Below are 26,167 nucleotides of genomic sequence, written 5' to 3' on the forward strand. Positions count from 1 at the left end.
GGCAATTATCCGATGCCGCATAATGGGACGGATTGCCACCGGTTGACACGTGTTCAACGCACTTCATACTCAACCCGCCCCCCACGAACAGATTGCAGGCCGTACCATGTCCGATTTCGCAGCCCCTATCGCGCAGCAGATTTGGGAGATGAAGTACCGTTTTCAACCGCCCGAAGGCAGCGGGGACGAGACGGTCGCGGATACATGGCGTCGCATCGCCCGCGCCCTGGCGCAGGATGAGGATGACCCCGCCCATTGGGAGGAACAGTTCTACACCGCGCTCAGCGATTTCAGGTTCCTGCCTGCCGGGCGCATCGTGGCGGGCGCGGGAACGCAGCGCAGCGTGACCCTGTTCAACTGCTTCGTCATGGGAACGATCCCGGATTCGCTCAGCGGTATTTTCGAGGCGCTGCGCGAGGCAGCGCTGACCATGCAGCAGGGCGGCGGGATCGGTTACGACTTCTCGACGATCCGCCCCAGGGGCGCGCCGGTCGCGGGTGTCGGGGCCGACGCCTCAGGCCCGCTCAGCTTCATGGATGTCTGGGATTCCATGTGCCGCACGATCATGAGCGCGGGCGCCCGGCGCGGCGCGATGATGGCGACCCTGCGCTGCGATCATCCCGATATCGAGGATTTCATCACCGCCAAGCAGGACCCGATGCGGTTGCGCAACTTCAACCTGTCCGTCCTCATCACCGATGCGTTCATGGAGGCGGTGGAGACCGGGCAGACCTGGGACCTGACCTTCGGCGGCACAGTCTATCGCACCGTCAATGCCCGCGATCTGTGGGATCTGATCATGCGGTCCACCTATGATTACGCGGAACCCGGCGTGATCTTCATCGACCGGATCAACCGGCGCAACAACCTGTACTACGCCGAGGAGATCTCGGCCACCAACCCCTGCGGTGAACAGCCCCTGCCCCCCTATGGCGCGTGCCTGCTCGGCTCGATCAACCTCGCCCGTCTGGTCAGCGACCCTTTCACCGATCAGGCGACGCTGGACGATGACACGCTGAGCGATCTGGTGGGGCTGGCGGTCCGGATGATGGACAATGTGGTGGATACATCCCGTTTCCCCCTGCCCGAGCAGCAGCAGGAGGCACAGGCCAAGCGCCGGATCGGCCTCGGCGTCACCGGTCTGGCCGATGCCCTGCTGATGGTGGGGGAGCGGTATGGATCGAAGGAAGCCGCGCGGCGGACCGAGCAGTGGCTGCACCGGATCGCGCGCGCGGCCTATCTGGCCTCCGCGCATCTGGCGCAGGAGAAGGGCGCCTTTCCCCTGTTCGATCCGGAGGCCTTCCTCGCCTCCGAAACCATGATGGAGATGGACGCCGATGTCAGGCGCGCCGTCAGCAAGCACGGCATCCGCAACGCCCTGCTGACCTCGATCGCGCCCACCGGCACGATCTCCCTCTTCGCGGGCAATGTATCGAGCGGGATCGAGCCGGTCTTCGCCTATTCCTACACCCGCAAGGTTCTGCAAAAGGACCGCACCAAAACGGAGGAGGAGGTCGTGGACTACGCCGTGCAGCTTTACCGCGACCTGCATGGCGACGGCCCGCTGCCCGAGCATTTCGTCAACGCCCAGACCCTCGACCCGATCGAACATGTCCGCATGCAGGCGGCCGCGCAAAAATGGATCGACAGTTCGATCAGCAAGACCATCAACTGCCCCGCCGACATCGACTTCGACGCGTTCAAGGATGTCTACCTCGAAGCATGGGGCACCGGCTGCAAGGGCTGCACGACTTATCGTCCGAATGACGTCACGGGGAGCGTGCTGAGCCTGGCCGAGGCCACGTCACCGCCCGTGGAAACCCCGAAATTCGAAACGCCGATCGACCGACCCGATGCCGTGGACGGCATGACCTACAAGATAAAGTGGCCGAACTCGGAACATGCGATCTACATCACGCTCAACGACGTGATCGTGGACGGGGTACGCCGCCCTCTCGAAATCTTCATCAACTCCAAGAACATGGAGCATTTCGCCTGGACCGTCGCGCTGACCCGCATGATCTCCGCCGTGTTCCGCCGCGGCGGCGATGTCAGCTTCGTGGTGGAGGAGCTAAAGGCCGTTTTCGACCCGCGCGGCGGTGCGTGGATGCAAGGCAAATACGTGCCCTCGATCCTCGCCGCGATCGGAGGCGTGATCGAAAAGCACATGATCTCCATCGGTTTTCTCACCGCCGAAGGTGCCGGGCTCAGCATCGATCCAGTGACAGCCCGCATAAACTCCGCCACCCCCGGCCCCGCCTGCCCCAATTGCGGCGCGTTCGAGATGCGGATGCAGGAAGGATGCCTGACCTGCGGAAACTGCGGCTATTCGAAATGCTCTTAATGAAACGCTAAGTTCAGTTGTGTTTAGCATAGCATAACATGACCATTATGAGGGTTTTTTGTCCTCTCGACACAGATCAAATGGCCACTGCGAGCCTTGCTTGCGGTGTTTTCTCATTTCTTTCAATGGGTTGCCGAAATGGTTGTGAACTGTTCCTCTAAACAACCCTAATTGCCCGCACCGCTGCGCGGGATGCCAACTCCGCGCCTCGGGCGATTGCTCACCCTGCGCCAATCGGCGAGAACACAGACTGGGCTCCGGTCGCGGCTGGATGAAAGTTCAGTGGCAGGTCACTATCTAAAACCCTTGGAAAGGAGCGGTCGGTATCATCTGGCGACCTGTTGGCGGCGGTAAAGCCTCAGAAAAATTCCCTTTCAATGTGCGGGATTTCGATTTTGCATGGCGGGAGCATCCATCACGAGTTCTGCGGTGACCTCGTCACATCACCCGGGCCATCGCCTCAGCCTGCTTGAGAACAAGCTTTACTGCATCTGCCTGCAGATCGGGTGGGTATCCATAGCGCCGTAGAATCCTCTTCACGGCAACACGCATCTTGGCTCGGACGTCATCGCGCTGCCACCAATCAACGCCAGAATTCTCGCGAAGGGATTTGACCAACTCGGCGGCGATGACCTTCAGCTGCTCGTTATCCATGACTTCAACGGCGCTCTCATTCTGGGCAAGGGCATCATAGAAACTGCGCTCTGCCTCGGACATGTCGTCTTGTGGCTCAGCGCTGAGATCTTTCGCCATGCCGATCAACTCCTGGATTACCTGCAGAGCGTCAATGCTGCGGTTATGATACCGCGCGATCGCATTCGTAAGGCGTTCAGAGAATTTCTGATTCTGCACGACGTTGCCCCGGGTGCGTGCTTTAATCTCGCCATTCAGGAGCTTCTTCAAAGCTTCAACAGCAAGATTCTTGTGCTGCATGCTCTGAATTTCATGCAAGAATTCTTCCGATAGGACGCTGATATCCGGCCGGTCGAACCCACAGGCCTCCAGGATATCGACGACCTCAGTCGAGGCTACAGCCCGATTCAGTAGCTGTTCGATGGCGAAGTCCGGCGAGGAGTTTCTCCCGCGTCCTCCCTTCACATCCAACTTCTGCAGGGGCGCCCGGACCGCAAGGAAGAAGGCGACCTCTTCGGCAGCGACCGATGTCTCAGGGGAGCCGGCCGCAAGCTTGAAGGCCTTGGCGAGTGCCGCAACAACATCATGGAACCGCTTTCCGAAATCCTTATCGGAACTGCTGTTTTCCTCGCGCGCCTTTCGAAGAACGTGATCTGCCGCAGCAGGCAGGATCTCTATCCGATCTGCGGCCGATCCCCCAAGAACACGCGAATAATCGAACCTGTGGAAAAGTCCTCGAGCGACTTCGAGGGCACTCAGGAATGCGGCTACGGCTTCACGTTCATCAACACCGGTTTGAGCCTGATCCCCCTGGGAATAATGCGCCAATGCTTTCTTCAGATCCGCGGCAAGACCGATGTAGTCGACAACCGGACCTGCCGGTTTCCCGGCGAAGACCCGATTAACGCGTGCAATTGCCTGCATCAGGCCATGACCCTTCATAGGCTTATCGACATACAGTGTATGCATGCACGGCGCATCAAACCCGGTCAGCCACATGTCCCTGACGATGACGAGATGTAATGGGTCAGAGGTGTCCTTATAGCGCTTCCTCAGGGCCTCAAGCTTCGTCTTGCTCCGGATGTGCCTCTGGAAAGCTTGTGGGTCTGTAGCGTTACCGGTCATCACGACCTTCACCGCACCAGTTTCGTCCGTGTCAGAGTGCCAATCGGGGCGCGCAGCAATGATCCGGTCGTAGACATCGACGCAAATTCGGCGGCTCATGCACACGATCATGGCTTTTCCATCAATCGCTTCGAGCCGGGCACCGAAATGCACGAGAATATCGGCAACGACGGCATTGAGACGCGGTCCCGCGCCGACGAGTTTTTCAATCTGAGACCATTTTTTCGCGGTCGCAGTCGCCTCATCATCCTCGAGAGCCTCAGTTGCCTCGTCAAACTCCTCATCCAGGACTTCGCGTACGTCCTCGGCGACTTCTACCCGTGCGACGCGCCCCTCGTAGTAGATCGGCACGGTCGCGCCATCTTCGACTGCCTGGGCGATGTCATAGACATCGATGTAATCCCCGAAAACGGAACGCGTATTGGCCCCAACGAGGTCTACCGGTGTCCCGGTGAACGCAACATAGACCGCGTTCGGCAACCCTGAGCGGAGGTGATGCGCGAGCCCATGACGCACATCTCCGGTCGCTTGGTCCATCTTGGCATCGAAGCCGTATTGTGTCCTGTGCGCCTCATCGACCATCACGATGACATTGGATCTATCGGTCAGCTGCGGGAAACCCTCGCCTCGCTCAGGGCGAAATTTCTGAACCGTGGAGAAGACAATCCCTCCAACTTGGCGATTGAGCAGCGTCTTGAGATCGCCGATGCTATCCGCCTGTACTGGGTCTTCACCAAGAAGATCCCGGCAGCGACCGAATGTCGTGAAAAGCTGATTGTCGAGGTCGTTGCGATCCGTGAGCACGAGAACAGTAGGGTTCTCAAGTTCCTTGAGATGCATCGCCCTGCCCGCAAGGAAGGTCATCAGGAGGGATTTGCCGGATCCCTGAGTGTGCCAGATAACACCGCCCTTGCCATCATCGCCACGCGCGCTGAGGATTGACGTCATCGCCTTCCTGACGGCATGGAATTGATGATACCCGGCTGCCTTCTTAACCGGGCCCTTTCCATCATCCTCGAAGACAACGAACCACCGCAGCAAATCCAGCAAAACCGCCCGGTTCAGCAGTCCTTCCGTAAGAGTATTGAGCGCAAGCCCCTCACGCTCGGAGAGGATTTTCTCGCCATCAATGGTCCTCCACTGCATGTAGCGATCGAGGCCCGCAGACAATGTGCCATAGCGGGCATTCAGCCCGTCCGAGATGACTGATATGAGCGAAGTCCGGAACAGGTTCGGGATATCGCTTTTGTAGGTTTCGATCTGATTGAAGGCCGCCTCGATATCCGCGCCCTCAGTTCCCTTCAATTCCACCAACACCAGCGGCAGGCCATTCAGGTAAAGGACGAGGTCCGGGATTCTGGGGTTCCGGCCGACCATGTCGACCTGATTGAAAGCATGCCACGCATTTTCAATGTCGTCCCAATCCACCAAGCGAGCGCGGTCGTTCCGCTCCTCGCCCTGGCTAAAATAGGTGATCGGAACCCCTCGGATCATCAGCCCGTGGAGGCGACGGTTTTCGGCGATCAGGTCACCTACAAACACCTCATCGGTCACACGCGCTGTGACCTCCTGAACCGCACCGTCGGGAAGATCCGGGTTGAGCCGTCGGACGGCATTGTCCAGAACCTTCCCCAGCACGGCGTCGTGGAAACTTCGGCGCTCCGGATCCCGCTTTTCGGGAGATATTTCGGCGCCTGAGGTAGCGGCATAGCCCAGCCCTGCCAGCTTCTGCATCATCCAATCTTCCAGGTCGGACTCAGAGTTCCAGGCCATCAATCGCTGCCCCCTGGCTTCATTCGGTTTGCAAGCGCGCGCACAGGTTCGGAGAATGCCTTGTCCATCTTCCGGTAGTGCTCCACCAGCCAGGCGGTCATTTCCGGCCAGTTCTCCTTGCTATAGCCTTGGACTGGCGTCTTACAGACCACCATGCTGACCTTCTTATCGTCCATGCGCCGCCACTCCAAAGGCTCCCCCACGGCACTGTCGTAGCGACCTTTATCTTCAGCCAGCTGGTCGAAGAGCCATTTATTTTCTTCTCGATCAGAACGGTTCAATTGGAATTCCACGCGGACTTCGTGACGCAGGAAGATGAGCGTAAGGGTACAACCTGACACGCCGACACTGGAATTGATCCAGTGATCCTTAGACGGCGTGATGGCCAATCCATTTTACAGCAACGTCTTCAATTTACTGATTTTACTTGAGTTGTAGTCAGCCTTGGGCGCATTGATCGCACCATCAGCTCTAAGCTGCATGAACTTATCAACGAGCCTTTCAACTAAAGCGGTCTTTTTCAAGGGCACGTTTAAGATTTCAGCATTAAGTCTGAACTGTTCGTTGTTCCCAGAGAGGGTGTTTCCATTGAGGTCAACACCGGACACACTTACGTCCTGATTGCCGGAACCCGTCGCCTCTATTACTGCCTCAATTGCCGCGTTAATGCAGCGATGCACTTTAACGACTGGACAGGTCGAAATGGCCAGAGGTCACGCAAGACATCTGCACGCGGATGTCCAAAACAGCGATGCCGGGGATCTGAGCTAAAGATACTGAGCCCAGGTTCGATCATGAATGCAAGACCGGTAAACCAATTCTTCTTGGAACCGTGATGTGCCACTTGTAACACTGTCGGCTGGAAGGACCGTTTTGTCCCAAATATGCGGCAAAAGACTGCTAATTATGGTCCGCACTCAGATTACCATAACCAGCACAGATAACATAGCCGTCAAATTGTCCCTCGGTCCATGGCCAGCTGCTCCGCCATTGACCGATGGGACCTCCATATAAGAACTATGCTGCCAATGGCAGGATTGGGAAGCTGCGCCGCAGCGATGGCCAGCCCGGTGAACGGCAGCATTGGGCCTGAGCTTCAAACACACTGCGATAGCACCATCGATTGTTTCCCACCCCGCCGTGGGGACCACATGCTGCGTGTCTCCTTTCCGGAATCTTGTTTCCTCAGGTCCTCTGAGTGCTCCGGCTGTCAAATCAGTCGCTTTTCTATTTAGTTCGCCTGTACTACTCCACAGCACAAAAACCCTTAACTTACTGTAATATAAGTAAATTATCTATAATTGTGAATTGTGCTGTCTGATGCACCACCTTGCGCGCACTATTGGTTTCTTTTGCGCGCACATCTGGTTTCTCTGGCAATTTTACAGGTGTTTTTGGTGACCCCGGCAGGATTCGAACCTGCAACCTGCCCCTTAGGAGGGAACCGTTCATAGCGCTATTCCTTCTTTGATTTCTGTTGCTTGGGTGTTTGTACAGGGTCTTCCTGTACATGGTTTGTACGAAAACGGGCTCTGACATCGGCCTCATCCGTCTCTGCATGGGCATAAATGAGCATAGGTAAATTAGGGTCGGACCAGCGCCCAGCCTTGGCCGCAGTGACCGGATCGACCCCTTGCCGCACAACCAATTCAGTAAAGAACCCGTGCCGCCCAGCTGGGTGTGCTGATAGATACTGGATCCCTGCCCGTTTGCAGATCGTCTTCCAGCGCGTATTGTATCCTGTCGAGCTGCCATAACCGAACACTCGCGGTTTCATGAACTTGCCGGTCTTGCGGTTCTTGGGCCGCTTTGCTGGCAATGCTAGCAGCTCGTCCATCATCTCAGGCGAAACTGTGATCCAGCTCTCTGGATGCCCTTTCTGGGCCTTCACCCTGACTTTGTTCTCGGTTGGCCTCAGATCGTCAGGCTCCAATGATACGGCCTGATCTATCCGCGCCGCTGTCTCGAACATGAACCGGACCAATGCCGCGTTGTACGGATCGGCTGCCCGACAGAAGGCTTCTATCCATTCCCTGTCCGCTGGAGTGCGCTCGACGCGGCTTGGCTTCCCTCTGCGCTTATCCTGCGCAATCCGTTCAAACCTGTCATAGGGCTTCACTCGGATCAGAGGTGTTCCAATCAACTCGTGCGCGTTGTTGATCACTGCACTGGCAGGTGTGACGATCTCCCGCCACCACGTGTCAGTTGAGGCCATCGGTTTCCATTTTGGCCCGAGCCCCTTCAACAATCCACCCGAGATGGCATTCAGCGGCATATCGCCAATTTCTTGCACGATCGGAATGAGCCTTTCGGCATCATCTTTGGATGCGTTGTACAGCAAGATCGCATCAGAGAATGTCTTGCTGACTTCGTCGCCGACCACATGGCGGCGTATCTGAAATTCTGTCTCAAGCGTTATCCAGTCCCGCGCACCTGCTTCTGTAGATGCCTTAGTGCTTCGCCGGTATGGGCCTGCGATGCGCCTGCCGTTGTATTCGACCCAACCCTTGGCCCAGTAGAAGTGACCCCTCTTGTAGATTTGGAGCGGCATGACTGACCTCCTTCAAAAATCGTGTCGATCTGCGCAGGTGTGATCAGCATGGTCCGCCCAAGTCGATAGAACGCGCCCGTCTCATTCGCCCGCTCTCGCAGTGTGCGCTCGGAAATTTCAATCTCTCGCTCGGCCATGATCTCAACCCATTGAGCTGGTGTTTTCCCGAGCCCCAGGATTTGCGAGCTGTCTGTTTTGTCGATCTCTGCCATTTCAGTCATCCTTATCCGGTCGGGTTGAATTTTCTATACGCATGGAATCGCTTGTTCCGCACCTTCTGACGTGGTCAGATGGGATTGAATGTAATTATACGTCATTTTGTGCAGTTTCGCGCGATGTGACGGTTTCGTCAATAGGAAACCTTGCATGGCGCAGGATTCTAGGTCTGTCTTCACTTCCATGGGTGCGCGCCTTGCGATTGCGCGCAATGAGGTCGGCCTGACTCAAACCGCCATGGCGGAGGCGATTGGGGTCTCTCATCGCGCATATCACAGCTATGAAAAGGGCCAGCGCGGCCTGCCGGTTGAAGCTCTGGTCGCTATGGCTGATCGGTTCGACGTGGACGCCGCCTGGATACTGTTAGGAACCAAAGCGGTCCGCGCAGCCCATGACTTCGACGCACTCAAGAGGATCGAGACTTCGCTCGACCAGCACCTCAATCAAGAGGCCATCAAGATCAGAAGTGAAAAACGCGGGGCCATCGTCGCCCGCTGGTATCAGTCACACGTCGAAGGGCGCGAAGTGACCGACGACGACGTTCACACCTGGATCGAGCTTGTAAGGGAGTAAATTATGAACGGACCATCCAAGCAATGGCGGCACTTGAGGCAGGCCGCGTTAGATCGTGCATGCCGCGAAACAATTGAACCGCTCGCACCTCTTTACACAATTCATGCTGCTGTTTGCGTCTTATATCTGGTTGGGTTTCTGCGATTTCGGCTTTTCGATTACTCCATTGATGCGGGTTGGTTGATCACGCTGCAAATAACTCTGGTGTTTCTTGCGGGAATTCTTGTTCCGATATTGACGGGTTCAGTCTTCACACTCCACTTTTTCAGCCGTAGATTGCAAAGACTGGCAAATGGCTAAACCCTTTGTCAGCCGACAATTGATCCATGTTTGAGTAAATGGACGGAAATTTCAGAGCGCTTTGCGCGAATTAGCTCGAGGTACCGATGAAATTTATTGATCTTTTTGCGGGTTTGGGAGGCTTCCATCGCGCGCTTGCAAATCTTGGTCACGATTGTGTTTTGGCTTCTGAGCTAAATTCCGAACTTATCGATTTATATGAGTTGAACCACGGCATACGTCCGAGAGGCGATGTCACAAAAGTACCCGTCGATGAAATTCCAAAGCATGACATGTTGTGTGCAGGTTTTCCATGTCAGCCATTCTCGAAAGCGGGAGCCCAGCTTGGGCGTGATTATCCGGGCTCTGGAACGTTGTTTGACGATGTTCTGCGCATTCTTAAGTTTCGACGCCCGGGTCATGTCATTCTAGAAAACGTCCCTAACCTACTACGTCACGAAGGAGGTAGAACTTGGGCTGGAATGGAGGCGGAACTTACCAAAATCGGTTACGATGTTAAATCGACGCTTCTTTCGCCTCATATGTTTGGTGTGCCGCAAGTTCGTGAGCGTGCGATTATTGTCGCCAAACAAGGCAAAGAGTCATTGTCGGAATTTGTTTGGCCAGGCCGACGCCGTTCGCGTGATGAGTTAGACATTCGTGAAATTCTTGAAGAACGCCCAAATGATGCAAAATACCTGCCCGACACTTTTATCGCCTATCTCGATGCATGGCAGCGTTTTCTCGACATCTACCCCGATGACATGCCGATGCCTTCCTTCCCAATATGGGCCAAAGAGTTTGGGGCCAGCTACCCTTATGTAGGCCATACGCCGAGTTCGCTTCCTCCCCATGCCTTGAAAGGGCTTCGGGGTTCTTTTGGGGAATTACTAAATGGTCACTACGAAGATGATTGGAAAAACCTGCCACCTTACGCGAAGACTAACCAGTCAAAATTCCCAGGTTGGAAGGAGCGATTCATAGCGCAGAACAGGGAACTCTATGGTTTTGACCCAGCATCTTTCGATGCCTGGCTACCTTCCATACACCCCTTCGCCCCCAGCTTTCAGAAGCTGGAGTGGAACTGGAAAGACGGGCCTCGAGAAATTCGCAAAGGCATAATTCAGTTTAGAGCTTCCGGAATCCGGGTGAAACGTCCAACAGTCGCACCTTCGCTCGTGGCATTAACCACTAGTCAGGTTCCAGTTATCGGTTGGGAGGAACGATATATGACGGTTCGGGAGTGTGCTCGGCTTCAGAGCATGGGCTCATTCGCACACATGCCTAAGACTCGTCAGGCAGCATACAAGGCATTGGGAAATGCAGTTAATGTCGATGTTATTCAAGCAGTTGCCTCTCGATTGCTGGGGCACGACAGCCCTAACCCTACGATACATTGAGACATAGTAATGAGTAGTCCAAAGGTTCCAATCAATCCGGGAGTCAGCGTCCTCGGCATTTTCAAACACCTAAACTACAAAGAGTGGTTTGCGATTGCCGAATTTGTAGACAACGCGGTGCAGAGTTTTCAAGCTAACCGCGAAGCGCTGGCGGCAGTCGGTTCAAACAGCCTCACGGTCAAAATTGACATAGACGACAACAGGGTCATGAGAATTTCTGACAACGCCGCTGGCATTCCGCTAGTAGAGTTTCCGCGTGCTTTTCGTCCCGCCCAAGCACCTGAAGATGCATCAGGTCTGTCTGAGTTTGGCATGGGTATGAAATCGGCTGCTTGCTGGTTCGCACCCCGGTGGTCGGTGCGCACTAAAGCGCTTGGAGAAGTTGTCGAAAGAACGGTCAGCTTTGATGTTGCAAGCATCGTAAGTAGCTCAACAGAGGAGCTAATTGCTGAAGAGAAGAACTCAGGAAAAGACGCTCACTATACCGTTGTTGAGCTCCGAGATGTTGTTCGCATTCCTCGCACAAAGACGCTTGGAAAAATCAAGGAGCACCTAACCGACATCTACCGACAGTTTCTTCGAGAAGGTTGGCTAAATCTTGTCGTAAAAGGTGAAGCTCTTAAAATAGACGAACCCATCGTCCTTCAACAGCCTCCGGACTGGGACAAGGATGCGGAACCGATCTACTGGCGCAAAGAGATCGATTTTGACTTTGGCGAAGGAAAAAGCGCTAAGGGATTCGCAGCTCTCTTTGCGACGGCCCGGACCCGTCGAGCTGGCTTTGCGCTTTTCCGCCGCGGTCGACTAATACAAGGAAGTGGGGATGAGGGATTTAAGCCTTCTGTGATCTTCGGGAGTCCTAACAGCTTTCGCCGTCAACGCTTGTTTGGCGAACTTGAACTCGAAGGGTTCGACGTCTCACATACGAAGGATGGATTTCAATGGGAAGAGGAGGAGCAAGACGCATTTTTGGAACTCTTGAAGGATCGCCTTGCTGAAAGCCCTATCCCTCTCCTCAAACAGGCTGATGACTTCCGAGCACGGAAGTCGAAGCTTGATCTAGAGAGAGTCGTTCAGAAAGCGGCTCAGGAAACGGCTCGTGACGCTGAGCGGGGAATGGCAGCGGCTGCCGAACCAGATGACATCCATTTGAAAACTGTAGCTGAGGAAGAAGATGCCGTTGTTCTTGCACTAGCGGATGAGGTTTTCACTGCAAGGATAGATGGGCAGGCATGGGAAGTTCACGTCCAACCGACGACTGACGATGCGGAGAAAGACTGGCTGCGAATTCTTGATAGTCAACTTGAGGACGGTACTCGGAAAATCGTCATACGAGTATCAGCACATCATCCATTCAATGTACGCTTTGTCGATGATGATGAGAGAGCTTGGCAGGCAATGCTTCGGACTGCGGCGGCTGTGGCAATCGGACAGGTGCTGGCAAAACTTGGTAATGCAGATGCTAATGTGGGGGCATCCGCAACGGTAAGAGGCCTGAACAAAGCGCTAAGAGGAATGAGTGAATGAAGAGTGAAACAGGTACTGCGACGATCAACACAACTCTGCCAGTCGGCGGTATGTGGAATCCAATTGAAGGTGAAGAAACCGGAGGGCTACTTCGGCGGACATTCCCGGACGATGCTGAAGCAAGGCGGATGCTTGCAGAGGCGTCACGAGGCATACTCTCTCGATGCTCTGACCCAATGGGTCCAAAGAGGGCAGATGCAGGTCTTGCGATAGGCTATGTCCAGAGCGGAAAGACGCTTTCGTTCACGACGGTCGCAGCGCTTGCCAAAGATAATGGCTACGCAATGGTCATCCTAATCGGAGGTACTTCGCTCTATCTGCTCAGTCAGACTGAGGGCCGACTGGTCAAGGACCTGCAACTTGATAAGAAGCGAACGTGGCTGCACGTGCTTGGGCCACGGGGAGGCGGAAGTGCGGCAACCAAAGAATCAAGAATTTCTGCTGATGCGCAAACAATCCAAAGCGCTTTAGACGAGTGGGATGATGAGGAATGCGACCCAGATGAGCGTAGAACTGTCGTAGTAACAGTAATGAAGCACGCGGGAAATTTGGCGTCACTTGAGAAATTGATTGGCAAACTCCGAATGCCAAATGCTCCGGTTCTAATAATTGATGATGAAGCCGATCAGGCAAGTCTTGACGGTAACGCTGGGTCAAAAAAGACAACGAAGCCGACCGCCACATTTGCTTCCATTGACTCGCTACGTTCGTCAGTTGGAGCGAAATGCAGCCATACCTTTCTACAATACACTGCAACTCCCCAAGCAAACCTGTTGATTGATATTAGCGATGCACTTTCTCCATCATTTGTGAGGATACTCGAACCAGGTGACGCGTATGTTGGCGGGCGGGAGTTGTTCCTAGAACGTGAGAAAGACCATCTTCGACGGATTCCAGCGAACGAAGTCGACGACGCGCTAGATGCTGATGCGGGACCTCCGCTAAGCCTCAGAGATGCTTTGGCATGCTTTCTGGTCGGTATTTCGGCCGACTATGAAAGTGGCTTCACCAAAGAACCGGGTGCAAACCGCTCAATGTTAATCCATCCATCTCGATTGACGGGCGACCATGCCAGGCTTCGAGAATGGGTTGAACGCATGAAATCGGATTGGCTCGAACTACTGCAGGATGATGCCAAAGTCTCAGCTTCTGAAGAAAGAGATGCATTAGACAGCGTTCTTAGGAAGGCCCATGATGATCTGATCCAAACGGACAGTAAGCTGCCGCCCTTAGAAGATCTAGTTCCCCATATGCGTCTGGCACTAAGACGAACGGAAATCCTTGAGCTAAATAAAGGTGCTCCGCCAGTACCGTGGGCACGGCATTTCTCCTTCATCTTGATTGGAGGCCAAGCTATCGAGCGGGGCTTTACCGTAGAAGGCTTGACGATAACACATTTGGCTAGAAGTCGCGGACAAGGTCTTGCAGACGCCATCCAGCAACGTGCGAGGTTTTTCGGGTATAAGCGCGGTTATTTGGGTCGAATTCGTATTTGGATTGATGACGCTACCCGAGAGGATTTCAAGAACTATGCGCGCCACGAACTGGACCTTCGAGGTCGATTGGAACCAATTGCTAAGAACGGCCAACCACTTAGGGTTTGGAGGCGGGAATTTCTTCTCGATCCGCAGTTACGGGCTACGCGGCGCAACGTGCTTTCTAGGGCTGTAAAACAAAGACGCTTAAACGAAGAGTGGCTTACGCTGGACCGCCCGGCACTTTCCGGGGATGATTTGCTCGAAAATAGACGACTTCTTGAAACGATTTCCGCCAAACTTTCTTTTCAAGAAGACCAGGGGCATCCCGATCGCACTCTCGAGCAACGGCACTTAATCTCTGACCCTTTGAAGCTCTCAGATTTCATGGCGTTCTTGGCTGATATACGGGTTTCGGACAGCGATCAGCGCGACCTACTCTACGGTGCAATGTTGCAGCTTGACGCATATGCCGAGAAACATGGTGGAGATCGACCGGCGCGCATCTATCAGATGGGCAAAGGCAATCCTCGGGATCGAAAAATTACCTCCGGCAAAATCGCGCAATTGTATCAAGGTCGCAACCCACGAACAGGCATGCCCATTTATCCGGGTGACCGCGAGATCATGGTTAGAGATGAACCTTCTCTCCAGGTGCACGTTCTTCAGACGAAGGATGGCGCATTCCGACAAATACCGGCCTTTGCTCTTTGGATTCCTGCTAAATATGCGGTCGGAACTCTAGTTCAATCGGGTGCAAGCTAATGACGCCGCAAAGGTTGCAGGAACTTTTGAACGATCTTGATCGTCCGACATCGGCAACTTTCAGCATCGCAGTCGCTCTTAGATCACCGATGGCTTACTTTGCGGTCGACTCAGCGGGACGGCCTGCACTTTTGGTAGAAACCTCAAGCCCTGCAACTCGCGAGGTGGTTCGCCGGGGTTTGCGATTGCAGCATAGAGCATCTTGCAATGTCGAGATTGATGGCACTACTCGGGAAATAACGGCATCACTCGTAGCCTGTGAGTCCGATGATCCAAACTTACAGAGTGCGTTTGTTTCGATTAGTGAAATTGTGTTGTCACGACTTACGGCTGCGAACGAGTCTCAAGTCGTGAGCATTTTGGAAGAGTTGGTCGAGCTCCTTGAAAGACCCGGAGAACCAAGCCGCGAGGGTGCCATTGGTCTATTTGCGGAGTTGCTAGTTTTGTATTTGTCGGAAAATGCGATGCAAGCCGTCCGCTCTTGGCGCGTTACGCCCTCAGATCGCCATGACATGGTCTGTGGTGACGGTTACATTGAGGTGAAAGCTTCTGGAACGCGTGACCGGCGCCATTTGTTTTCTTTAGAACAATTCATCGTGGATAGCGGTAAGAATGCGTTCGTCGCTTCCACCCATGTCCTAGAAGCTGCAGGTGGAACATCCGTGCGCAGCCTCGCGGCCAGAGTGAAAGAAAGGGTCGCTCACGATGCCAACTTGGTCATGAAAGTAGAGCGTGCGCTGATCACCATTATGGGACTCCCAAACGGTAGTGAGGCAACCTTTGACGAAGCATACGCTACTACCAAACTGCGGTGGTATGACATGAAAGACTTGCCCGCGATCCGAACCGTGCCATCGCATATTGATCAAGTCAGATTTCGCGTTGATCTGGCCCCCCTCCCATCGCTGACCGTAGCCGAAGTAATGCAACGAGAACATTCGCTACTTCCATGTTTACCAGTTGAATAGAAGTTGCATCAACCGGGGTAAACTTTGCATACGGTAATAAAAACTTGCAAAAACGGCGCTCCTACAGGAGTGCTCGGTGAGCAGCTATTACTGCTTCAGAACGTACCTATAACTCACTAGGCTGGTGAGACGTCCGGAACAGCATAGATGTTATTTGAGAATCCAGACTTCAAGCGATGGTCTAGTAGAGCACTGAAAATGTCTCGGCATGTTGCTTCGCAAGGAATAATTTTACCATTCCCGTCGAAGTTTATTGTTAGCCTAAATTCGATATGCCGGGCACGGAGATTGTCCATAAATTGTTGGTCCGCATAGTGCCGCTTTTGTCGGATCGCGGAAGCACGGCGAAGATTCAGCTTATTCTCACCGACGAAATTTACCAAAGGTGCTACGTCATCAAAAATGTTTGTAAAGTCTGGTTCTCCCACCAGAAGTCCAAAATCTTCAGTATGAGCAGCTTTATAAAACAGTACCGTTTCAAAGCCCGGTTTCTGACAAACTAAAACATCATCTTGGATTGCAAAGAAGTCGAAGTTTTTCTCGAGTTGAAAAGTATTTTCGGGCGCAAGAGTCAGAGTATCATCAACAAAAGCAGCAGGAATCAACTTCTTTGATTTTTTTGTAGACCATGAGCTGTCCAGCCTCTTAAAGGCGAAGATTGCTTGTCCCCCAACAACAAATTTCGCTGCATAAGCCAGTGAATTCAGCACACCTTTCACGTCAGTAATTTGCTTGGTGGCCAATTCCGCAGCCATCTGAGTTGTTAACAACCCAATATTTGTTTCATCTGCTGAGATTTCCAAAACACTGCCCTCTTGCGCTTGCGCTAAGAGCCCATAAGCGTTCACCTCATCGATCCGATCCCGCGTAAGAATGGCTGCATCTTTAAGCACCCTTTCCACGTCATCATCGATGTCCAACCAATTACCACGAAACTTTGGCAACCCCTGTGCATCCTTTGCAGGGCGTTTGAAAAACCAAAGTGTGACAGCTGAATTCTCGAGGTCCCAGTTTTTAAAATCTTCAAGATCAATCAATATTCTCTTGCTCCTTGATAACCATCATATTTTCCAAATCTTGTGCTTTATGGAGACCCAAGACAAATTTTCCTGATCCCTTGTGCAACGCGGTAGAAGTGAACAATTTCCCCTGACTGCCAACATAACAGTATTCAACCTCATGGAGCCGATACCCAAAGATAATTAAAGCAGGATTCATCAAGATTTGACCTGATCTGAAGGTGAGCACGAACATCCATGAGAGGAAAATAGCAAATCCGAAAATTCGTCCAGTATCGCTAAAATCCATCCCCATGAAAGAGACGACGTAAGGCAGCACATAGCCCATCAACTCTGACGCTACAGGTTTAGAGGATTTGATATCGATGGAGTGCCCAAGCCTTCGGTTCGCCAATAAAAACGACGTTGCAAGCAAGCACACTAAGCTAAGCAGCGTAAACATAACCAATAATCGGGGCAGATGACCTCCCGTTATTAAGAATTCCGGCCACCGGCGCCAAGTTAGGCCGCACGGAAATTCAATGGTAGGCCACCCAATTCCTTGGGCTAATAAAATGAGAAATAGGGGGAAGTAGGAGCCTGCGAAAATGATTAGGCTAGGGAAAACCTTCAGCACGGAAAATTCCAATATACATTCAGCAAGTTATTGGCCCCAACAAGAAGGTAATCCGGTGCTCCTTTGAATTTTCAGGGGCTTCCCGCGTAAGCACACATGGCTGATCTTGGGCATTTCTATCCTGGAATTTAAGACTTTTCAATCAGAAGATGTGCCCAAACATCACAACCCGTGCGTCATCCCGCGATCCACTTCCTTCAACTCCGCCTCAGCTTCTCTGCGGCGTCCCTCGCTAAGCTCAAGCTCTCCTTCAACTGTGTGTCCAGCGCGTTGTAGGTGGCCTCTTCGCTCAGCAAGCCACGCAATGCCGCCATTGACGCGATCTGCGAGCGTACGAGCAACGTCGCGCATGCCGCTATACCATCCAACTGGGCTTGCAGCCTCTTCGTCGAGCGCGCTTCCAAGCCGCTCAATTCCTGCGCTGAGGTTTCGCAGGCCGTCACCAACCGCTCGACGCAGGCGAGCAAGTCGCGTTCCAAGGCTGTCAGGGGTGTCGTCATCTAGTCCTCCTCGATCTTGATGCAGGTCACTGATCTGCCGCCCAGCGTGCAGGTCCTCAGGCGCGTCTTGTTCGGGTCCAGTACCAGCCAGGTCCCGTCCTCTCTGTCGATCCGCGTCAGGCCCAGTTCCGTCAGCTCCGAACTGGCCAGCATCTGTGTCCAAAGCAAGCTCGCGGCCATCATCGAGGCGATCCCCGCCAAGAACATCCCCGTGATCAGCCAAGGCGAGATCGTCAGCCATGTTTTGATCTCCCAAGTCCGCGTCTCGAACCAACTCTTGTTCTGTTGCAGAAAGATGCGGGTATCGGTCTCGATTGTACGCTGCGCGTTGGTCGCAATGCTGTTCAAATCGGTCCTGAAGCTCTCCAATTGCGATGCCATCGAGGCGGCGTAGTCCTGTCGGATCGTGTCCAGTTCCGCGTTCAACTTCTCGCTCAGCCGGGTCGGCTTGCCAATCTTCATGGAATATATCTCCTTTCAAACGCCAGCGCTCGCCGGTGTCGGGGTCTTGGGCGGTCAGATAGGCTTTACCCGCACGCGGGATGTCGAAACCCGCATCTGTAAGTGCGTCGAGCATGCTGCCACGGTCAGTGATGAGGCCAATGCTGACCTGATCCAAAATCCACGCATGCAGCTCATCACGGCCCTGCGCGCGAGTCGGGGTTTCGATGGTGTCGCGGACCTCTTGGACGCGTTCCAACTCCATCGGATCGGCCCAGTTGTGGCGCTGGTTCATCACATCGCGCAAAGAGTCGAAGGCGTTTTGATAGCCGGGCGGCGCGATGTTCAGGCTTCGGCCCGAGGTCAACTCCAAGCGCGGCGTGCAGAAGTGGAGCTCGACGCGGTCTTCGTGGGTATGTCGGACCCAAAGTACCTCATATTGCGTCGGGTCCAGCCCCGCGAAGGCCAGACGCTCGAACCCGTCCATGACCTCAGCCTGCTGTTCATCGGTCGGGGTGTCCTCGGCGGCAAAACTGATCACGCCAGCACGGTAGGTCCACTGGTGGCGGCTGGCGTCGATGAGCGCTTCGGTGCGGTCGGGATTGCCGCGCAGGACCTCGGGCAAGGGTTCTCGCGTGACGGTCACCGGTTGGCCGTCTGCATCGCGGATCAGGTCGCGGTTGTCGTCATAGGCCAACACCCTGTCTGCGACGAGGTAGCCGACGGGCCCCGCGCCTGCGCCTTTCCCGTTGCGGAAGAACTTGATCAGCATCGGCGCGCGGCCTCCACGATTTGGGCAAGCTGGCGCTCGATGGTCAGCAGGCGGCGGGCAACCGTAAGCGCGTCGAGGTCAACACGGCCCGCCAGCATCGCGCGGTTTAGCCAACGGGCGATCTGGTTGAGGTTGCCGCCGATGCGCCCGACGGCCAGCACCAGCGCCGGGTCAACACGGGGGATTGGCTTGCGACGGCGAGCTTCGGTCAGGCCAAGCGCCTCGCGCAGCAGCGTCGCGGCGGGCAGGCCAGCAGCCTCGGCCTTGGCGCGCAACTGGGCCTTCTCTGCCGCTGTGCACCGGAAGACGAAGGTCTCGGTCAGCGGCTCTTTGGTGCGGGTTTTTCCCGCGCCGGTGGGGTTCGAAGGGGAGGCTTGCCGCCCCTCGCAAGGTCCCGTGTCAGCAGCGCCAGCGTATGACATGGGTCGCCTTGCTGTTTGCTCTTCGGTGGGATCGGTTGCGGTCATGATCTGAGGCCTGCGGCTTGGATTTGGGCCTCGGAAACCATCTTCGACGCCAACAATGCCGTGACTTGGGTCGGCGTGATGTGTTTGCACATCGGGTGGCTGTCGCTAATCCAGCAAGCCAACCGCGCATGGTGATCGGTCGCCAACGCTGCCGATTTTTGTCGGTCTTCGGTTTGCTTCTCGACATAAGCCTGCCAGCGCCGCGACTGAAACCAATTGTCGGAAAAGCAGACCTTCGAGCGAGTGAAACCTGCGCTGTCGGTTGCGTAGGCTTGGACCGCTCGCCGCAAGTCCTCCGGTGCTATCCCTTCCTTCATGGCCTCTTCGATCTGGGCAAGACAGGTCGCTTTGCCGCGCAGCCGGTCCGGCGGATAGGCGGCCAAAATTTTCTCAGCATCATCATCTCCCGCCGCCTCGCGTCTGCGCGTAGGTGGTTTATGGATGGTTTTAGGATGGTTTGGGGGCCGTGGTGGCCCCGGTACCCCGGCCACAGTGGCCCCCGTACCGGGGCCAGACTGGACGGGGGCCGCTATGGACCCCGTCTCAATCTCGGGCTCAGCGGTTGGTTCCAACGTTTCCACTTTGGCCAGATCGATCCGGTAAACGACGGTGAAACCATTCTTGCAGGTGCGTGCTCCGGTCTCGACTAGTATGCCTTCCTTCAAGAACGCGCGCACGGTTCGCTTGATTGTGGTCTCTCCCAGCTCGGTATGTCGCTGAATCGTGCCCTTGGAACACCAGATGCCAGACCCATCGTCGCTCGCCTTGTCGGCCAGAAACATGATGATCTGCTTGCGTGTTGCGCTGCCGAACTTCCGTTCAGCGCATGAGTTCGCGACCCGCCAACTCATTGGAAGGCCCCAAAAGGCGCAAAGACGTGCGAATTTTGTACAGGTTTTGTACGAGATTTCCGCCGTTTCAGCAGAATTCGGCCCGAAAGCTCGCGGGACTTTCTGCAAGCTTCTGCACAAAGCCCTGTAAATAAGCCATATTTTAAAGGTGTTTTTGGTGACCCCGACTGGATTCGAACCAGTAACCTGCCCCTTAGGAGGGGGCTGCTCTATCCAGTTGAGCCACGAGGTCACAGGCGCGGACACTGCCTCACATGCGTGGAATGGTCAATCGTGCGAGGGCGGGGTTTCGCTGCATTCGCGAACTGGATACGGTTCCGGCGACCGCCCGTGCCCCCGAAGGATCGTATGCATGCTGAAACCGGTGACTTTCCTGCTGCTGGGCCTGATGGCGCTTGTCGGGTGTGCTCCTCTGGATCAATCGGATCCGGATCGTCGCAATCACGCGATGATCCTGTTGCAGAACAATGGGCTGGTCCACGATCAGCAAGTGCGCAGCTATGTAGAGGGCGTCGGGCAGCGGATCATCGGCGCGACCCCTGCGGCCAACGCGGATTGGGATGTCTATGTGCTCGATACGCCGCGGGTGAACGCATATGTGCTGGGCAGCGGTTCAATCTACATGACGCGGGGATTGGTGGCCCTGGCCAATAGCGAGGCCGAGCTTGCAGCGGTCATGGCGCACGAGATTGCCCATTTGGTCGCCGAGCATTCCGCCGCCCGATCCGAGCGGATGGAGCAGGTCGAACGGCAGGTGCTGTCCGAAACGGTCTTGGCAGATATGGATGACGTTCAACGCGCCGGAAACCGGATTGCCAGTGGCTTTGCCGCGTTCACACGACAGCAGGAAGCCGATGCGGACAGTCGCGGGCTGATCTATCTCGCAGAGGCAGGCTATGCGCCGCAAGCCATGGCCGATTTCCTGCGGGCGATGATCGCCCACGAAACGCTTGAGGCCGCGCTGGCGCAGCGACGCTTCGATCCTGCGCAGGCCAATCTTATGGCCAGTCATCCTGCCAGCGCCGCGCGCGTGGCTGCGGTGCAAGCCGCACTGCCCACGAACCTGACAGGCTATATGGGGCGTGACGCGCATCTGGACGTCATTGACGGCCTGATCTGGGGGGCGGATGGCCGCAACGGCCTGATCCGCGGTGACCGTTGGATCGATCCGGTGACGGGACTGTCCATCACAGCCCCAGCGGGGCTGTCGTTCGACGTGGGTGAGATTGTCGTGCGCGCCGGCGATGCCGAGGGGCGCTACATCAGCTTCGCCCGCGATCTGTCCCGTGGGTTGACCCCTGCCGCGTATCTGACGGACCTGTGGCTGCCCACGATGGAGGCCGACGATCTTCGCGGCGAAGCTTCGGAAGTGCGCAACCGCGTCATAAACGGGCGAAAGACAGCCTATGTCGATTTTCCTCTGCGCTCGCTCCAGGGGCCGATGACCTTGCGGTTCGTCGCGGTCGCATTGGGGGGCGAGATGCTGGAATTCATCATGATCGCGCCTGCGGCAGACAGCGCGGCGATGGATAGCCTGTTCGACACGCTGCAAACCGTCCGCATCCTGCCGCGATCCCGGCTGGACGACCTGTCACCCACCCGCATCCGGGTCGTGACGGCAGTGCCGGGACAGCAGATCGATGATTTCATAGCGATGATGCAGGTGGACCGCCTGGCACGTGAGCGTTTCCTCGCTTTGAACAACCTGACCGCCGGGGCACAGGTACAGGCCGGGCAGCGGTTCAAGATTCTGGTCCAGTGACCAGCCTATCCGGGATACGAGCGGAGATCGGGGGCAGGTGGACCCCCCTTTCGGGCGGGTTGAGCCACCATGTTTGGCGTGTCGCGGTTCCCGGGGCGCCGGATCTGACCGTTCGCATGACCGATGGCACGGCCGCCCCGCCCCTGTTCGCGCGCGATCCCGATGCCGAGTGGCTGGCATTGACCGCGTTGGAGGGAACCAGGCTGGCCCCGCGCCCAGTGCGGCGATACCCGCATGCTGTCGTTGCGGAATATGTGGCAGGAACGATCTGGAACGGCGATTTCCCTGCTGCGGCGGCCACTCTGCGCGCGTTGCATGCCCGCAAAGCGCCAAAGGGCCTGCCGGAGGCCCCCAGATGCGCGGTGGAGGCCGGACGTGGGATCCTGATGCATTGCAAGGATCGGAGCCTGAGCGCGGCGATGCCGGATTCAAGCCCGTTGACGGGGCCGGAGGTGTTCCTGCACGGCGATCCCGCACCGGGCAATATCGTGATGCGGCGCGGACAGGCGCATCTGATCGATTGGCAATGCCCCTCGCGCGGGCCTGCCCTGCACGATGTGGCGATGTTCCTGTCGCCCGCCATGCAAATCCTCGGGCGCGGGCGCGTGGCGACATCGGCTGAATGTGACGCCTTCCACAAGGCGTATGGCCCCATACCGGACACGACCATCGCCCCGTTGCATTGGCGCATGGCCTGTCATTGCCAATGGCGCATCGAGCAGGGGCACGATGCCTATCGCCCGGCATTGCAGGCCGAGCTTACAGCCCTTGCCCGATCCACACGCCCACGATGACGGCAAGCGCGCCCAACACGACCCCTGCGACCATATAGACCATGCCATCGCGGCGCGATTCCGTGTGATCGCGGTCGCGCCATTGCGGGTTGTTCGTTCGGATCAGCGCCTCCTCGGCCATTCGGGGCAACAAGGGACCGAAGCGTGACAGAACCCGCGCAGTCACGGCGAGGTCCCGCACCAGAGCCTTGGGGCCGATATTGTCGCGGATATACTTCTCCACCACCGGGCGGGAGACCTGCCACATGTTCATGTTCGGATCGAGCGAGCGGGCCACCCCCTCCACCACGACCATCGTGCGTTGCAACAGGATCAGCTCGGTTCGGGTTTCCATCCCGAACCGCTCCGTCACGTCGAAGAGGTGCGCCAGCAGCCGGGCCATGGAAATGTGCGACGCATCCTGACCGAAAATCGGCTCGGCGACGGACCGCAGCGCCTGGGCGAACGCCTCCATATCATGATCGGGAGAAACGTACCCCGCCTCGAAATGCACCTGAGCCACACGCAGGTAATCCTTGCGCAGAAACCCGAACAGGATTTCGGCATAGATCCGGCGCGTATAGGCATCTATCCGCCCCATGATTCCGAAATCGAAGGCGATCAGATCGCCTTCGGGGCCGACCTTCAGATTGCCCTGATGCATGTCGGCATGGAAAAAGCCGTCGCGCAGGGCATGGCCAAGAAAGACCTGCACGATGCGGGCGGCCATCTCCTGCATGTCGGTCCCTTGCGCGCGCAGGGCTATGACCTCGCTGAGATTGATCCCCTCGATCCACTCCGTCGTCATGACTGTCTGCGCCGAAAGGGGCCAGATTACCGCCGGAACACGGAAGCGGTCGTCCTTGGCGCAATTGGCCGCGAATTCCGCCCCGGCGGAGGCTTCGAGCCTGAAGTCCAGTTCCTGCTGCACGACCTCATGGAAATGGGCGATCACTTCGGTTGGCTTGAGTCGGCGCGATCTGGGCGACAGCAATTCGATGGTGCGCGCCGCGAAATAGAAGGCGTTGATATCCCGCGCGAACGCCCGGGCAATGCCGGGACGGCGGATTTTCACGGCAACCTCAAGTCCGGTATCCGCCACGCGCGCCCGGTGCACCTGCGCGATCGAGGCGGCGGCGACGGGGGGGCTGAACTCACTGAACAGCATGTCGATGGGCGCGCCCAGTTCCCGCTCCACCTCCGCACGGGCGGTGGCCAGATCGAAGGCAGGCAGACGATCCTGCAAGACCTTGAGCTGCTGGCTGAGGTCGTCACCAGTCACGTCGGGGCGGGTGGACAGGATCTGCCCGAACTTGATGTAGGACGGGCCCAGCGCAGTGATCGCCCGCACGACGGGCGGCTGCGACGGATCGCCCTGCTCCCCCAGCCACTGAACCGGCCACATCACGATCTTCGCCGCGATCCGCAAACCGTTGGGCGCGCCCAGTTCACGCATCGCCACGTCCAGCGCGCCGGTCCTCTCGAACGTGGCGCCGGTTCGGATCAGGCGCCAGACATTGGATATGGGGTTCAAATCTTCCACCCCGAATGCAGGCAGGCAATGCCCATGGTCATGTTGCGATACGCGACGTTTTCAAACCCGGCCGCACGGATCATACTCGCAAACGTCTCCTGATCGGGGAACTTACGGATCGATTCGACGAGGTACTGATAGCTCTCGGAATCGTTCGCGATCACCTTGCCCATGCGCGGAATCACATTGAAGGAATAGGCGTCATACGCCTTTTGCAGCATGTCGTTGGGGATCTGGCTGAACTCCAGACACATGAAGCGGCCCCCGGGTTTGAGCACGCGGAACGCCTCGGCCAGGGCCTCCTGCGGGCGCGTGACGTTCCGAATGCCGAAGCTGATGGTGTAGACGTCGAACGAGTTGTCCGCGAAGGGCAGTGCCATCGCGTCGCCCACCACCCATTCCAGCGGCGCATCCTGTGCTTCGGGTCGCTTCTTTCCTTCCTCCAGCATCGAGGCGGTCATGTCGCAGACCGTCGCATGTCCGCCGCCGCGCTTGAGGAACCTGAACGAGATGTCCCCCGTACCGCCGGCCACGTCCAGCAGATGCTGATGGGGGCGCGGTGCCAGCCAGTCCATCATCGCATCTTTCCAGATGCGGTGGATGCCCATGCTCATCACGTCGTTCATCACGTCGTATTTCGACGCGACGGACGTGAACACGCCGTGAACCTTGCCCGCCTTTTCGCCCTCGGGCACATTCTGAAACCCGAAATGGGTGGTGTTCGGATCGGCGGGACCCGAACCATTTGACCTCGAACCAGTAGACATTGGGCAGCTCCATCGCTCGCGTGTTGGTGCAACCTAGCGATTGGCGCGGGATTGGAAAGCGCGCTCTGGGGTCGCAGAGATTGCGTGGAACCTAGTGCGCCCCTAGATGGGGTCCAGCCAAGCCCGAAGGATTCCCGATGCCCGAACTGCCCGAGGTCGAAACCGTCCGCCGTGGCCTTGCCCCCGTGATGGAGGGTCAGGTGATCGCGCGCGCGGAGGTGCGCCGTGCCGATCTGCGCTGGCCGTTCCCGGAACGGATGGCGGAACGCCTGACCGGGGCACGAATCGACCGGCTGGGGCGACGCTCGAAATATCTGCTGGCCGATCTCGACCGGGGCGAGACGCTGATCATGCATCTGGGCATGTCGGGCCGGATGCTGATCGCGAAACCCGGCGGGACGACGATTCCCGGCAGCTTCCACCACCATCATCCCGCGCCTGAAAAGCATGACCACGTCATCTTCGACATGGATAGCGGCGTCCGTGTCACGTTCAACGACGTGCGCCGTTTCGGCGCGATGGATCTGGTGGCGACCGGGGCATTGGACACGCACAGGCTTCTGTCCGTGCTGGGCCCCGAACCGTTCGACAACGGGTTTTCCGATGCCTATCTGGCGGAAAAGCTGAAGGGCCGCGCCACGCCCGTCAAATCCGCCCTGCTGGATCAGCGAATCGTGGCGGGTCTGGGAAATATCTATGTGTGTGAGGCGCTGTGGCGGGCGGAAATCAGCCCGATGCGACTGGCACGCGACCTGACGCCCCGACAAATCGCGACAGTGACGCAGACCATCCGCGACGTCCTGACGGATGCCATCGCTGCTGGCGGCTCCAGCCTGCGCGACTACCGACAGGCCGACGGCGAACTGGGCTATTTTCAACACTCTTTCGCGGTTTATGGCCGTGAGGGTGAGCCGTGCCGGACTCCCGGTTGCGCGGCCCGGATCGAACGGATCGTTCAGGCGGGCCGGTCGAGTTTTCACTGTCCCGTATGTCAGGGATAACGACTGAAACAACTTGCAATCATCCGCTAGGCGTT

General features: G+C 56.6%; 21 protein-coding genes and 1 tRNA gene. 9 read left to right on the forward strand and 13 right to left on the reverse strand.

From position 1 onward, the window contains the following. Positions 1-106: 106 nt before the first annotated feature. Complete coding sequence (locus G8E03_RS01535; RefSeq protein WP_166187841.1) at positions 107-2,344, forward strand: adenosylcobalamin-dependent ribonucleoside-diphosphate reductase; 2,238 nt, start codon at positions 107-109, stop codon at positions 2,342-2,344. A 438-nt stretch (positions 2,345-2,782) separates the two neighbouring features. On the opposite strand, the gene G8E03_RS01540 is transcribed toward G8E03_RS01535, so the two are convergent. The 5 genes from G8E03_RS01540 to G8E03_RS17375 form a co-directional block, all read right to left on the reverse strand. Continuing rightward, entirely contained in the window at positions 2,783-5,875 is a 3,093-nt protein-coding gene (locus G8E03_RS01540; protein WP_166193749.1) for a type I restriction endonuclease subunit R, read from the reverse strand. Beyond that, positions 5,875-6,264, reverse strand: a complete 390-nt coding sequence (locus G8E03_RS01545; RefSeq protein ID WP_166187844.1) for a DUF4268 domain-containing protein — start codon at positions 6,262-6,264, stop codon at positions 5,875-5,877. The genes G8E03_RS01540 and G8E03_RS01545 overlap by 1 nt, the downstream gene beginning before the upstream one ends. Before the next feature lie 6 nt (positions 6,265-6,270). Then, complete coding sequence (locus G8E03_RS01550; protein ID WP_205793181.1) at positions 6,271-6,555, reverse strand: hypothetical protein; 285 nt, start codon at positions 6,553-6,555, stop codon at positions 6,271-6,273. Positions 6,556-7,331: 776 nt separating this feature from the next. Further along, positions 7,332-8,258 carry a tyrosine-type recombinase/integrase gene (locus G8E03_RS01555; protein ID WP_240910383.1) on the reverse strand — a complete coding sequence of 309 codons (927 nt, stop codon included), beginning with the start codon at positions 8,256-8,258 and terminating at the stop codon, positions 7,332-7,334. A 32-nt stretch (positions 8,259-8,290) separates the two neighbouring features. After that, positions 8,291-8,638, reverse strand: a complete 348-nt coding sequence (locus tag G8E03_RS17375; RefSeq protein WP_240910384.1) for a hypothetical protein — start codon at positions 8,636-8,638, stop codon at positions 8,291-8,293. Positions 8,639-8,792: 154 nt separating this feature from the next. Between G8E03_RS17375 and G8E03_RS01560 the strand changes: the two genes are divergently transcribed. From G8E03_RS01560 to G8E03_RS01580, 5 genes are all read left to right on the forward strand, one after another. Then, the gene (locus G8E03_RS01560; protein ID WP_166187851.1) at positions 8,793-9,215 is read left to right on the forward strand and encodes a helix-turn-helix domain-containing protein; all 423 of its coding nucleotides are present in this window, start codon (positions 8,793-8,795) and stop codon (positions 9,213-9,215) included. A 386-nt stretch (positions 9,216-9,601) separates the two neighbouring features. After that, positions 9,602-10,894 (forward strand): DNA (cytosine-5-)-methyltransferase, encoded by a 1,293-nt coding sequence (gene dcm, locus G8E03_RS01565; protein WP_166187853.1) that lies wholly within the window; start codon positions 9,602-9,604, stop codon positions 10,892-10,894. Positions 10,895-10,903: 9 nt separating this feature from the next. Beyond that, positions 10,904-12,421, forward strand: coding sequence for an ATP-binding protein (locus tag G8E03_RS01570; RefSeq protein WP_166187855.1), 1,518 nt, complete (start codon positions 10,904-10,906; stop codon positions 12,419-12,421). Then, a complete protein-coding gene (locus G8E03_RS01575; RefSeq protein ID WP_166187857.1) occupies positions 12,418-14,661 on the forward strand; it encodes a Z1 domain-containing protein in 2,244 nt (747 codons plus the stop codon). The genes G8E03_RS01570 and G8E03_RS01575 overlap by 4 nt, the downstream gene beginning before the upstream one ends. An 89-nt stretch (positions 14,662-14,750) precedes the next feature. Then, positions 14,751-15,629 (forward strand): PD-(D/E)XK motif protein, encoded by an 879-nt coding sequence (locus G8E03_RS01580; protein ID WP_240910471.1) that lies wholly within the window; start codon positions 14,751-14,753, stop codon positions 15,627-15,629. Between the two features lie 116 nt (positions 15,630-15,745). On the opposite strand, the gene G8E03_RS01585 is transcribed toward G8E03_RS01580, so the two are convergent. From G8E03_RS01585 to G8E03_RS01610, 6 genes are all read right to left on the reverse strand, one after another. Then, positions 15,746-16,666: a Kiwa anti-phage protein KwaB-like domain-containing protein gene (locus G8E03_RS01585; RefSeq protein WP_166187861.1), complete on the reverse strand. Its 921-nt coding sequence runs from the start codon at positions 16,664-16,666 to the stop codon at positions 15,746-15,748. After that, positions 16,659-17,264, reverse strand: a complete 606-nt coding sequence (locus G8E03_RS01590; protein ID WP_205793183.1) for a hypothetical protein — start codon at positions 17,262-17,264, stop codon at positions 16,659-16,661. Before G8E03_RS01590 ends, G8E03_RS01585 begins: the two co-directional genes overlap by 8 nt. A 162-nt stretch (positions 17,265-17,426) precedes the next feature. Beyond that, on the reverse strand, positions 17,427-18,977 hold the full coding sequence (locus tag G8E03_RS01595) for a relaxase family protein (RefSeq protein ID WP_166187865.1): 1,551 nt from the start codon (positions 18,975-18,977) through the stop codon (positions 17,427-17,429). After that, positions 18,971-19,399 carry a plasmid mobilization protein gene (locus G8E03_RS01600; RefSeq protein ID WP_240910385.1) on the reverse strand — a complete coding sequence of 143 codons (429 nt, stop codon included), beginning with the start codon at positions 19,397-19,399 and terminating at the stop codon, positions 18,971-18,973. Before G8E03_RS01600 ends, G8E03_RS01595 begins: the two co-directional genes overlap by 7 nt. Positions 19,400-19,440: 41 nt before the next feature. Continuing rightward, the gene (locus G8E03_RS01605) at positions 19,441-20,295 is read right to left on the reverse strand and encodes a hypothetical protein (RefSeq protein ID WP_166187867.1); all 855 of its coding nucleotides are present in this window, start codon (positions 20,293-20,295) and stop codon (positions 19,441-19,443) included. A 155-nt stretch (positions 20,296-20,450) separates the two neighbouring features. Next, positions 20,451-20,527: transfer RNA gene (locus G8E03_RS01610), tRNA-Arg, on the reverse strand. Between the two features lie 120 nt (positions 20,528-20,647). On the opposite strand from G8E03_RS01610, the gene G8E03_RS01615 reads away from it, so the two are divergent. Together G8E03_RS01615 and G8E03_RS01620 are read left to right on the forward strand one after the other, a co-directional pair. Further along, positions 20,648-22,057 (forward strand): M48 family metalloprotease, encoded by a 1,410-nt coding sequence (locus tag G8E03_RS01615; RefSeq protein WP_166187869.1) that lies wholly within the window; start codon positions 20,648-20,650, stop codon positions 22,055-22,057. Continuing rightward, entirely contained in the window at positions 22,054-22,851 is a 798-nt protein-coding gene (locus G8E03_RS01620; protein WP_166187871.1) for a phosphotransferase family protein, read from the forward strand. Before G8E03_RS01615 ends, G8E03_RS01620 begins: the two co-directional genes overlap by 4 nt. Here G8E03_RS01620 and ubiB read toward each other — a convergent pair. Then, complete coding sequence (gene ubiB, locus G8E03_RS01625) at positions 22,817-24,364, reverse strand: 2-polyprenylphenol 6-hydroxylase (RefSeq protein ID WP_166187874.1); 1,548 nt, start codon at positions 24,362-24,364, stop codon at positions 22,817-22,819. The two genes, G8E03_RS01620 and ubiB, sit on opposite strands and share 35 nt — an antisense overlap. Continuing rightward, the gene (gene ubiE, locus G8E03_RS01630; protein WP_166187876.1) at positions 24,361-25,131 is read right to left on the reverse strand and encodes a bifunctional demethylmenaquinone methyltransferase/2-methoxy-6-polyprenyl-1,4-benzoquinol methylase UbiE; all 771 of its coding nucleotides are present in this window, start codon (positions 25,129-25,131) and stop codon (positions 24,361-24,363) included. Before ubiE ends, ubiB begins: the two co-directional genes overlap by 4 nt. Positions 25,132-25,268: 137 nt before the next feature. On the opposite strand from ubiE, the gene mutM reads away from it, so the two are divergent. Then, positions 25,269-26,132, forward strand: a complete 864-nt coding sequence (gene mutM, locus G8E03_RS01635; protein ID WP_166187878.1) for a bifunctional DNA-formamidopyrimidine glycosylase/DNA-(apurinic or apyrimidinic site) lyase — start codon at positions 25,269-25,271, stop codon at positions 26,130-26,132. Positions 26,133-26,167 lie beyond the last annotated feature (35 nt).

The organism is Pontivivens nitratireducens (assembly GCF_011290545.1).
In the GTDB taxonomy this organism is placed as follows: domain Bacteria; phylum Pseudomonadota; class Alphaproteobacteria; order Rhodobacterales; family Rhodobacteraceae; genus Pontivivens; species Pontivivens nitratireducens.